Origin of the sequence: Halovenus rubra, from assembly GCF_026586665.1 — an archaeon.
GTDB classification, from domain to species: domain Archaea; phylum Halobacteriota; class Halobacteria; order Halobacteriales; family Haloarculaceae; genus Halovenus; species Halovenus rubra.
The window spans coordinates 18,993-29,610 of record NZ_JAODIY010000012.1 but is presented as its reverse complement, the minus strand read 5'-3'; the positions used below and the strand labels follow the sequence as shown (position 1 = coordinate 29,610).

At 56.2% G+C, this 10,618-nt stretch carries 9 protein-coding genes, 1 pseudogene and 1 CRISPR repeat array; of the genes and pseudogenes, 9 read left to right on the top strand and 1 reads right to left on the bottom strand.

Annotated elements, in window-relative coordinates; genetic code table 11:
- The first annotated feature begins 124 nt into the window (after positions 1–124).
- The 9 genes and pseudogenes from cas4 to N5098_RS12240 all read left to right on the top strand — a co-directional run bounded on the left by cas4 (position 125) and on the right by N5098_RS12240 (position 10,141).
- Positions 125–733, top strand: a complete 609-nt coding sequence (gene cas4, locus N5098_RS12285; protein WP_267638171.1) for a CRISPR-associated protein Cas4 — start codon at positions 125–127, stop codon at positions 731–733.
- Positions 730–1,725, top strand: a complete 996-nt coding sequence (gene cas1, locus N5098_RS12280) for a CRISPR-associated endonuclease Cas1 (protein ID WP_267638170.1) — start codon at positions 730–732, stop codon at positions 1,723–1,725. The genes cas4 and cas1 overlap by 4 nt, the downstream gene beginning before the upstream one ends.
- A 2-nt stretch (positions 1,726–1,727) precedes the next feature.
- Complete coding sequence (cas2, locus tag N5098_RS12275) at positions 1,728–2,000, top strand: CRISPR-associated endonuclease Cas2 (protein ID WP_267638169.1); 273 nt, start codon at positions 1,728–1,730, stop codon at positions 1,998–2,000.
- A gap of 115 nt (positions 2,001–2,115) precedes the next feature.
- Positions 2,116–4,039: direct repeats of the CRISPR family, unit length 37 nt; unit sequence GTCGAGACACCTAGAAAACCCAGCAAGGGATTGAAAC.
- Between the two features lie 10 nt (positions 4,040–4,049).
- Positions 4,050–6,617: pseudogene (locus tag N5098_RS17620) on the top strand (UvrD-helicase domain-containing protein); the annotation flags it as partial.
- 359 nt (positions 6,618–6,976) lie between these two features.
- Entirely contained in the window at positions 6,977–7,795 is an 819-nt protein-coding gene (locus tag N5098_RS12260) for a ParA family protein (RefSeq protein ID WP_267638168.1), read from the top strand.
- Positions 7,792–8,199 (top strand): DUF8160 family protein, encoded by a 408-nt coding sequence (locus tag N5098_RS12255; RefSeq protein WP_267638167.1) that lies wholly within the window; start codon positions 7,792–7,794, stop codon positions 8,197–8,199. The genes N5098_RS12260 and N5098_RS12255 overlap by 4 nt, the downstream gene beginning before the upstream one ends.
- Positions 8,200–8,305: 106 nt before the next feature.
- Positions 8,306–8,674, top strand: coding sequence for a UPF0175 family protein (locus N5098_RS12250; protein WP_267638166.1), 369 nt, complete (start codon positions 8,306–8,308; stop codon positions 8,672–8,674).
- Positions 8,671–9,177: a PIN domain-containing protein gene (locus tag N5098_RS12245; RefSeq protein WP_267638165.1), complete on the top strand. Its 507-nt coding sequence runs from the start codon at positions 8,671–8,673 to the stop codon at positions 9,175–9,177. Before N5098_RS12250 ends, N5098_RS12245 begins: the two co-directional genes overlap by 4 nt.
- A gap of 55 nt (positions 9,178–9,232) precedes the next feature.
- Complete coding sequence (locus tag N5098_RS12240; protein WP_267638164.1) at positions 9,233–10,141, top strand: hypothetical protein; 909 nt, start codon at positions 9,233–9,235, stop codon at positions 10,139–10,141.
- Between the two features lie 15 nt (positions 10,142–10,156).
- On the opposite strand, the gene N5098_RS12235 is transcribed toward N5098_RS12240, so the two are convergent.
- Positions 10,157–10,516 carry a hypothetical protein gene (locus N5098_RS12235; protein ID WP_267638163.1) on the bottom strand — a complete coding sequence of 120 codons (360 nt, stop codon included), beginning with the start codon at positions 10,514–10,516 and terminating at the stop codon, positions 10,157–10,159.
- Between the last annotated feature and the right edge of the window lie 102 nt (positions 10,517–10,618).

Genomic DNA, 10,618 nt, shown 5'->3' with positions numbered 1-10,618 from the left:
ACCATCCCTCCGAGATACGTTTGTCCGCCTGTTGCATCGATCTACGCAACCAATTTCGCGGCTCCTACGAGAGACTATCGAAATCGATTGGGGGTAAACACGTACTGATTAGAGAGGGCTAGCGATGACTGATGCAAGCTTCAGGGATGAACTCGTTCAGGTCAGTGCTTTCAACGAATACGTGTACTGTCCGCGGCGGTTCTACTACCAGCGGTATCAGGACCAAATCGGGACACCGTACGAGCTCGTCGATGGCCGATCCAAGCACCAAAACCAGGCAGATCGAGGTGGCTGGATCACTGAACGCTACTTTCGGTCAGATAATCTCGGTCTCCATGGGAAGATTGACCTTATCGAGACTGACGATGACGTATTGACTCCGGTAGAGCGCAAGCGTGCCGAAAGTGGTGAATATTATCCGAGCGACGAAGTCCAACTTGCTGGCTACTGTATGCTTCTCGAATCAGCCATCGGGGAACCAGTAAACGTCGGGTACATCTATCTCTACTCAACGGACGTGCGCCACGCAATCCGCATCACACAGCGACATCGAGACACTGTCAAGGAGATAGTTCACAGAATCGAGACCATGTCAGTCGATACGATCCCACCACTCACGGATAACCCGGACAAGTGCAAAGCCTGCTCCGCCAGGGAGTATTGCATGCCCAAAGAGACCGCAATTCTCGAACCGAAGAAAGCTCGCGGGACGGGCTGGGAGGAGGAAGTATGAAGGCGACCGAGGGGATGTTTGACGAGTCGGTCGTCTACGTCACAAAGCAGGGCACGCAGGTCCGGCAAGACGGTGGGCGGATCGTCGTCTGGGATGTCGATGGCGACGAGGGCGAACTCGCTGCGTTCCCCACTGAAAAGCTCGAAACAATCAACGTCTTCGGTGGCGTGAACTTCTCGACACCTTTCATCGCGGAAGCGAACGAACACGGCATCATCCTCAACTACTTCACCGAGAACGGGAAGTACCGCGGCAGTTTCGTGCCGGAAAAGAACACCATTGCCGAGGTGCGGCGGGCGCAGTACGCACTTGACGAAACGGCTGAGATAGATATCGCGGCGTCGATGATTGCCGCGAAAATCCGCAATGCCCGGACACTCCTCTCCCGGAAAGGTGTTCACGGCACCGACATACTCAAAGACCTCGGCGTTCGGGCGACGACGGTAACAACGAAGGATGACCTCCGTGGTGTTGAGGGCGAGGCCAGCGAGCGATACTTCAGCCGCCTTGATGAAACACTCACTGACGGCTGGACCTTCGAGAAGCGAACGAAGCGCCCGCCGGAGGATCACATCAACTCGCTGCTGTCACTGACATACGTCTTCATGAAAAACGAGGTGTTGAGCGCATTACGGCAGTATAATCTTGATCCGTTCTTGGGGGTTCTGCATGCGGACCGTCATGGGAGACCATCGCTGGCGCTGGATCTCCAAGAGGAATTCAGGCCGATATTCTGCGATGCGTTCGTCACTCGATTGGTGAACCGCGGTGTGATCACCCACGACGAGTTCACCAAAGATAATCACCTCGCAGACGAAGCGTTCAAAACATACTGTTCGAAGTTCGACGAATTCATGCAGGAGGAATTCACCCATCCCTACTTCGAGTACACGGTCACGCGCCGGAAGGCTGTGAGACAGCAAGCCATCCTGTTGCGAAAAGCAATTACCGAAGAGTTAGACGAATACCATGCGCTGACGTTCTCGAAATAACGATGCGGCTGGCAATCGCATACGATGTGAGCGACGACACGAACCGACGGCAGGTCTATCGAACGCTTGAACGCTACGGAGCTTGGAGACAATTCAGTCTGTTTGAGGTGGATGTCTCGAAGTCTGAGCGTGTAGAGTTAGAAGACGAACTGGAATCGCATATCGAGCCGGCAGATGGTGACCGGATTCGAATGTACAGGCTCTGTCGGTCATGTCAGGACAATACGACCGATCTGGGATCTGATCCACCTGGCGAACAATCCAACGTCCTCTGAGTAGATCTACGTCGACCTTTTTATTATCTCTGTACAGCCCCGGTTGACGTAATCGCCTCTCAATTTCACGGGCTGAGAAAGCTTTTTGACGCATACGACCGTATTTTCACCCCCTGTCGAGACACCTAGAAAACCCAGCAAGGGATTGAAACATCACAAAGTGATGAACAAGTACCCAGTCTTCAGCGGTCGAGACACCTAGAAAACCCAGCAAGGGATTGAAACAAAGCGGCCGAGCGAATCAAGCGAGCGACGCCATCCGGTCGAGACACCTAGAAAACCCAGCAAGGGATTGAAACACCTCGAAGTCCACGATACGCCGGTCAAAACGCGCCGTCGAGACACCTAGAAAACCCAGCAAGGGATTGAAACGAGGTTGACCAGACGACCACACACGAGCTCGGCGGTCGAGACACCTAGAAAACCCAGCAAGGGATTGAAACTGTTGTATGTCGGCTCTGACGATAACTCGGTGTACGGTCGAGACACCTAGAAAACCCAGCAAGGGATTGAAACTGTGTGGAAGAAAGGAGTGGCTGGCGAGGAACGTCGAGACACCTAGAAAACCCAGCAAGGGATTGAAACGCCAACCTGACGGCCGGCCAAGAAGACTCACTCAACGTCGAGACACCTAGAAAACCCAGCAAGGGATTGAAACAAAAACGAACTCGCACCCGAAGAGGAGGAAGCGTTGTCGAGACACCTAGAAAACCCAGCAAGGGATTGAAACGGCAAAGGAGGGCGAGCCGTACGATACGTATCAAGAGGTCGAGACACCTAGAAAACCCAGCAAGGGATTGAAACATAAACCGACGCATATCGCCCTCTCCGACCGGAATAGTCGAGACACCTAGAAAACCCAGCAAGGGATTGAAACGGCATGGTAGACCGCCGTCCGTCGGATGTGTCACGCGTCGAGACACCTAGAAAACCCAGCAAGGGATTGAAACCGAGCGGGTGACTCGTCGGCCCGTATGCCGGTGACGTCGAGACACCTAGAAAACCCAGCAAGGGATTGAAACTGAACATCCGCGGGGTCCTCGCGGGACTCGATAAGGTCGAGACACCTAGAAAACCCAGCAAGGGATTGAAACTCCTCGAAGTTGTCCCGTTGAATCTCTTTGTCGGTTGTCGAGACACCTAGAAAACCCAGCAAGGGATTGAAACGCAACGACAACGGCCGGTAGGGCCGCCTCTGAGCGGGTCGAGACACCTAGAAAACCCAGCAAGGGATTGAAACGCGTCCAGCTCGTCGAGACGCGCCCATTGCTCGAGTCGAGACACCTAGAAAACCCAGCAAGGGATTGAAACCTGATGATGCTCCACCACGAGGTCGTCAACCGCGACGTCGAGACACCTAGAAAACCCAGCAAGGGATTGAAACCGCTCTGGTTTATCGGCGTCCTTCCCGACGCTGTCTCGTCGAGACACCTAGAAAACCCAGCAAGGGATTGAAACACCACTGGACTGCTGTTGCGGTCGTGTGATCACGCGTCGAGACACCTAGAAAACCCAGCAAGGGATTGAAACATGTCGGCTACTCGTTCGACGCGGTGTACCGGAACGACGTCGAGACACCTAGAAAACCCAGCAAGGGATTGAAACTTAGACAACCATTCTTGACCCGTCTTAACAGCCAAAGTCGAGACACCTAGAAAACCCAGCAAGGGATTGAAACTCTGGTGGCTCGATAGAGATCTCCCCGATATCCAGTCGAGACACCTAGAAAACCCAGCAAGGGATTGAAACTCGTCGGCCCTGGTGACGACCCGGCTCCGGACCCAGGTCGAGACACCTAGAAAACCCAGCAAGGGATTGAAACAGTTAGTCCACCTCAAAGAGGACTGGATCAACTGGCGTCGAGACACCTAGAAAACCCAGCAAGGGATTGAAACCTCCGCCCACGCCTCCGTGAGTGTCGACAGGAGTCTGTCGAGACACCTAGAAAACCCAGCAAGGGATTGAAACAGTGCAACCTGAGTTGCTCATCGCCTCACCTCCAGTCGAGACACCTAGAAAACCCAGCAAGGGATTGAAACAAAACTCGTCGACGATCTCGCCGCCTACACTGACGAGAAGGAGCGCCGCGAGACACTCGACTTTCCCGACGTTATCGAGACGACGCTCGAGTTCTTGCGAGCTAACGATGCCGTCACGAAGCGGCTTCAAGACCAGTTTGCGGCCGTGATGGTCGACGAGTTCCAGGACACGGGCCCGCGCCAGTGGGAGTTAGTCAAGCTCCTCACGGGCGTCGACGAGCAGACGGCGTCGAACATCTTCCTGGTCGGCGACGAGAAACAGAGTATCTACGGATTCCGTGGTGCAGACGTGACGACGTTCGGGGAAGCGAGAGCGGAACTTCAGGCCGTCAACGAAGCCCGTAAGGTCGACTATGTCCCCGACAGCGACGCCGAGAGTCCGACGGTACTCGAACTCTCCGGGAACTTCCGGACGCTAGACGAGCCGCTGTCGTTCCTGAACGAGCTCTTCGAGTTCCTGTTCCAACCAGAAGGCGACATCCACGAGCCCTACGAAGCGCCACCGCAGGAGTTGACCACACAGCGTGACCGTATCGAGGACATCGAGGGACTGACTGGGGGCGTCGAGTATCTCGCTGTGCCCCACGACGCTGACACGGCGGCAGAGCTCTTCGGCGACGACCATCCGGTCGCCGAAGGCGCGCTCGATCACACCATCGAGGCCGAGGCGCAAGCGCTCGCTGCTCGATTGACCCACCTGTTCGACGATCCGCCGCAAGTCCAAGATCCCGACACAGGTGCTCATCGTGACGCTACGCCGGACGACACGGCAATCCTCCTCCGCCGGCGAACCCATCTGGATCGGTATCAGCGCGCACTCGAGGAGTACGACATTCCCTACACTGTCGTCGGTGGTGTCGGATTCTACGATACGCCCGAGGTTCAGGCGTTGACGAACCTACTTCGGGTACTTGGCGATCCGCAGGACGACGTCTCTCTCTATGGGGTACTTCGATCGCCGCTGTTTGGCTTCACCGATGACCGCCTCGCACCGGCAGTTGCCGAGGCTGATTCAGTGTGGGACGCGCTGGCCGAGACGGACGATCCACAGCTTTCAGACGCGTTCGATCTCCTCACGACGTGGCGGACGCTTAGCGGCTGCGCGACGCCGTCTGGGGATGGCGTTCTCCCGTGGAACCGTCTGTTGTCTCGAGTGATTGATGACACGGGGTATCTGGCGAGCGTGAGTGCTGACGAACGCGGTCAGCAGGCCGTCGCGAACGTCGAGAAATTCCGCGACCAGGTCCGTACGTGGAGCGAGAACGATGTTCACACAGCTGCCGGGTTGCTCCACCGGATCGACCGCCAAGCCGAGATCGACCCCCGAGAAGGGGAGGCTGACATCCCCGGCGATGCGGAGGGCGTCCGGATAATGACGATTCACGCCGCGAAGGGACTCGAGTTCCCGATCGTCACCGTCCCCGATCTCGGAAGTGACCTCAATTTCGGGCGGTCCGTCGACGACCATGGCTACGTTCGACTCGTGGACGGAACTGATGACGCGCCGCCGGTCCCGGCGGTCGGCGGGCCGAATCCGGGCGATGCGTTCTCCATCGAGAAAACGGCCGTCCACGAGTACGCCGACCGACGGTCGCGTCCACAGGAGCGGGCGGAGTCGAAACGCCTCCTCTATGTAGCGTGTACACGAATGCGGGATCACCTCCTTCTCTGCGGCACGCACGACATCGATGTCGACGAGTCTGGTACAATCGAACTCGGCGAGCCTGCAGCCTTCGACGACGCAGACCGGTGGCGCGACTGGTTACAGCCAGCCCTCCTCAACGGAGCACTCGTCGCCGAGGCGGTTCGTGACGGACAGGCCCGTGGTGAGATAGATGGAGCCAGCTATACTGTTCGCAGGCCGCCGCGCCCAGTAGACTGGGACACCGACGACGACGCTGTCGATTCAGCGCTGGAGATATCGATCCCCTCACCGCCGTCGCTACCGCCGGCGAAACGGATCGCGGCGACGACCCTCGTGAATGCGGTGGCGGATGCGTCTCCAGACGGTCACAGTTACTCTCAGCGTGAGGAGTCGGCCGGCCTGAGTCCAACGACGTTTGGGACGGTCGTCCACCGGATCAACGAACTTCGTCCACCGAGAGACGAATGGACCACCCTGATCCGTCGTTTGAGTCAGATGGCTGGTGAGGAGCCGTCAGAATCGGACCTCCGTGATGCTGTCAACCATGCTGCTGATGCAGTCGAATTTGTTGATCGCATCGAGTCCGATACCGAGCTTCAGGAGGTTTACGACGAATACTCTGTTGTCGCTCGAATCGATGAGTCGCGGATTGTGGGTGATATTGACCGGCTGCTCGTCACGCCGGACGCATTCCACATTATCGACTACAAGACCAACGACCTCTCCGCTACGACATCGGATGAGCTCGCGGAACATTATCGACCGCAGATGCTCGCGTACGCTCTTGCCCTCCTCCAACATGACCGGAATCGTGACGTACGAGCTTCACTCCGGTTTACTGACGAGGGGATAGAGGAGCGGTTCCATTGGGTGTCGGATCAGATGACGGAGATGGAATCTGAACTACGGTCAATGGTGGATTTGGTAGATTAGGCCTCTGATTTCGCCCAATACGCTCAACTTGCGATAGATCAGGGCGAACTCTGGGTGGCAGTCATTGAAAAACGAATAGAACGAACGAAACGAACGCAACGAGGGTATTTCGAGTAATGAACGAATTTACTGGAACGAGCCGAACCGACGCCGGAACTGAGAGTGCTCGGTGAACGTAACGAACAAAACGAACAAAACGAACAATATGATGAAAATGAACGTATTCCCTTCAACGAGTGGAACGAACAGTTGGTTTTAACACCGTAGTAATCCTCTCACCGAGTGAAACACCCTCGCCGAACGCACCGAACTAAACGACCAAAACGAACAAAACGAACATAACGAGAAAAACGAAGATAATGACCGACACCAATACCGCACGAATCACGGTGGCGAATCAGAAAGGCGGCGCAGGGAAGACGACCGACGTCATTCATACAGGCGGCGTACTCGCCGCCCGAGGCCACGACGTCCTCTTGGTCGATATCGACTATCACGGGGGGCTCACCTGCTCGCTTGGCTACAACGATCTGTACTACGACACCGACCGCACAACGCTGTTCGACGTCCTCGACTTTGATCAGATGGAGTCGGTGAACGACATCATCGTCGAGCACGAGGAATTCGACATCCTTCCCGCCAGCGAGAAGCTCGCGAACAACAAGAACATCCAGACGCTGCTTGAGGCGCCGAAGAGTCGCGAGCGGCTGGAGATGACACTCGACGAGCTCGACAAGGACTACGACTACATCATCGTCGACACGCCGCCATCACTGAACGTCCTCACCGACAACGCGCTCGTCGCGACCGGTAACGTCGTCATCCCCGTCATTCCCGAGAAGCTCAACGCCAACAGCCTCCAGATTTTCGCGAAGCAGCTGAGTTCCCTCGAACAGGCGTACGGAGACATCAATCGGCTCGCGATTGTCTGTAACCGCGTCGAGCAGAACGCTGAACACCGCGACACCATCGAGGAGATCAAGTCGGCGTACTCCCTCCCGGTGTTCGAGATCCCGAAGCGGACCGACCTCTCCCAGTCGATCGGCGAGGGGGTGTCCGTCTTCGGCTTCGGCAAGGAGAACCAGCGCGTCGAAGATGCACGCGACCTGTTCAACGAGATTGCCGACCTGTTCGATGAGACGTTTGAGAAGACCGCACCTGAGGAGGTGGAAGCATGACCGACGGCTGGGGCGATGCTTCCGGCATCGAGGGCAACTACGAAGAGGAGGACGATGAGGTCGAATCCGGCGAAACGAGTGAGGTGAGTGAACCGGTGGAAACGAGTTCATCGACCGAAACGACCGAATCGAGTTCAATGAGTGAAACGAACGAAACGAGCAAAACGAAGACGAACATCAAGGACGAATGGAATGGGCGGACGATCTACATTCCCGACGATGTCCTCGACAAGATGGAGGATACCTACCTCGAGTCCCAGCTGAAGCTCCGCAAGGCGGGCCAGGATGAGTTCAAGAAGAACCGTCATTTCTACCCACTACTCGTCCAGTTCGGTGTTGAGGCGCTCTCTGAGTCGGATGCAGAGGAAATTCAAGCTCGGCTTTCGGAACTCGGCGACGAATGACCTCGCGCAGAGCGAGGCCCGTAGTAGTTGAGACCGGTCGTCTCAATGCATATCGCAGTCTGGCGCAGTTCATAAATAGTATGAAGACGTAGTTTGGGATAGAACAATGGCACGAATCACCGGCTCTTATCCAGACGATCTCGACCTGCTCATCGAGGGTGCTGTCGAGGCTGGTGTGTTCGGGGGAAAGAGCGACGCGTTGCGCGAGTTCGTGCGTGAATACTTCGAGGACCACGAGAACGAACGTATTGCAGCTGCGGTCGCCCTCTACGAACGCGAGCGGATCACACTCGGTGATGCCGCCAGACTCGCTGATGTCGACCGCTGGACGATGCGTGACATCCTCCGGGAGCATGGTGTTGAACTCCGCCTCGGACTCGTTGACGAAGACGACGCAGCCTACGAGGCAGAGGCAGCACGTGAACTCGAATTCGATGATGAGGACTCGCCTGATGAGGAGTCACGTGCTAAATGACAGGTAACGATCTCCCAGCGAACCCGAGCGTCTTGAACACGACTGTCCTCTCGAATTTTGCGTACATCGATCAGCTGTGGGTAGTTACTGGCCTCTCTGGAATCTGTACGGTACCAGTCGTGGGTGAGGAGCTCGAACACGGCGTCGATAACTACCCATATCTCCAGGAAGCACTCGATATGCTTGATGACGAGATCCCGGTCGCGCCGATCTCGGATACTGTCGCAAACAGAGAAGCCTTTGTTGGTGAGCATCTCGACCCCGGGGAAGCACAGGCGTTCGCCCTCGCCGACGCACACGACGGTCGGCTGCTGACAGACGACGGAGATGCCCGATCGTTTGCGAAAGACCAGGGCGTGACCGTTGTCGGGTCGGTTGGCGTTCTGTTGGCTGCAATCGATGCTGGGAAGATCGATGAATCAACCGCTGATGAGTGGCTGTCGACGTGGATCGACGAGATCGGCTACTACGTCCCGTATCGAACGATCTCGGAGTATCGATGACTGATTTCGAGTTCGAAACACCTGATTAGTGTGGCCGTGAACACGTCTATTACCGATGAGTGAAGCCGACAGACGGCTGTCCGAGGAGAGCGAGCAACGGTTTCTAGACCTGTACGCCCATCTGTTGGTGTATGTCAACGACCGATTCGAGGTCATCGAAGAAATCGAAACGGTCGCTGATCTTGAACAGCACTACACTGACGAGCTTCTCCCGCTCCGAAACACGCTGTACAACGAGTCGACGGCGGACCTGATAGAGGACTTCGTTCAAGAGAATCCTCCCGGTTTGTCGGAGGCTGATCTCGAACAGATCGCAGCGTGGACTGACTCCGTCGCCGGAGAGTTCGTCGTCGTCCGCTATCGAGAGGACGATGCGATCTTCCTCGATTGGACAGAACCGCCGAAAGCATACGCAGTCCGCCCGGCTCGACTTCCGTTCGCCGAGGTGTGGGACGAGTCCGCACTTCCAGTCCCAGTTTCGAGTGTCGTCCTGTTGCCGTTCGAGGACCAGATCGTCTACGACGGGTGGATCGGGGTCAAGAACATCATCTTCGGGGGCTCGCTCAGCGCAGACATCGACGACGAATACGAGGAGGCCAAACATCGCTTCGGCATCATCGACTCGCTTCCAGCACCCGAGGAAGACCAAAAGACGGACGCCGAGGAGTTGCTCTTCTACATGAAGAACAAGCGCAACCGCGAACGATACGCGTCGGAGATCGAGCAGTTGCGGGAGAAAACCGACGAACTGGAGCGGATTTACCATCAAGAGATGGGGAAAGCCCGTGCCCGAAGCTTGGGACGTGAACTACGAGAGTTAGGCCTTAACGAAGCCTATGTAGCAATCTACGACGATCGAATCATCACCAGTGCTCCCTCCGAATCCGAGGTTCGCGAGTTACTCGAAGAGATTATGCCCGCTGGGAAGGCTGATTACCCCTACGTCTACCACTTCGATCCCTGAACGAGAGTCAATAGCTTACGACTGGAGTTGCGTGACAGTCGATGCGATTTCGCTTTTGCTCGGTTCGCTTGAGAACTCGAATACTCTGTTTCCGACACCGAAGGCGTATCTCCGGTAGGAGACGTCGACGTGAATCCAGCATTCGACGTCGCTGTCTGTCGCCTCATATTCGGCTTTACTTGTATTCTCTCCGTGCTTCAGCACATCGAGCAGGTACTCTTCGATACGTGGCGCATTCGCGATCCGCAAGAGATGGTCGGCAGCGACGTTGTCTAACACGTCTGCTGGGGTTCCGTATCTGTCGCCGACGAGATAGAACTCGCCGTCGTACTCGTGTGACTCGACCTGAACACGGAGTGCGTACGTATCAGCCATATCGGTAATTTCGAAGAGCCACGTATCAGAGTGTCTGTTACAGAGACTGTCTGCCAGTAGCCGCGTCGTGAACAAGATTTAGTCGGACTGGATCACAACCTT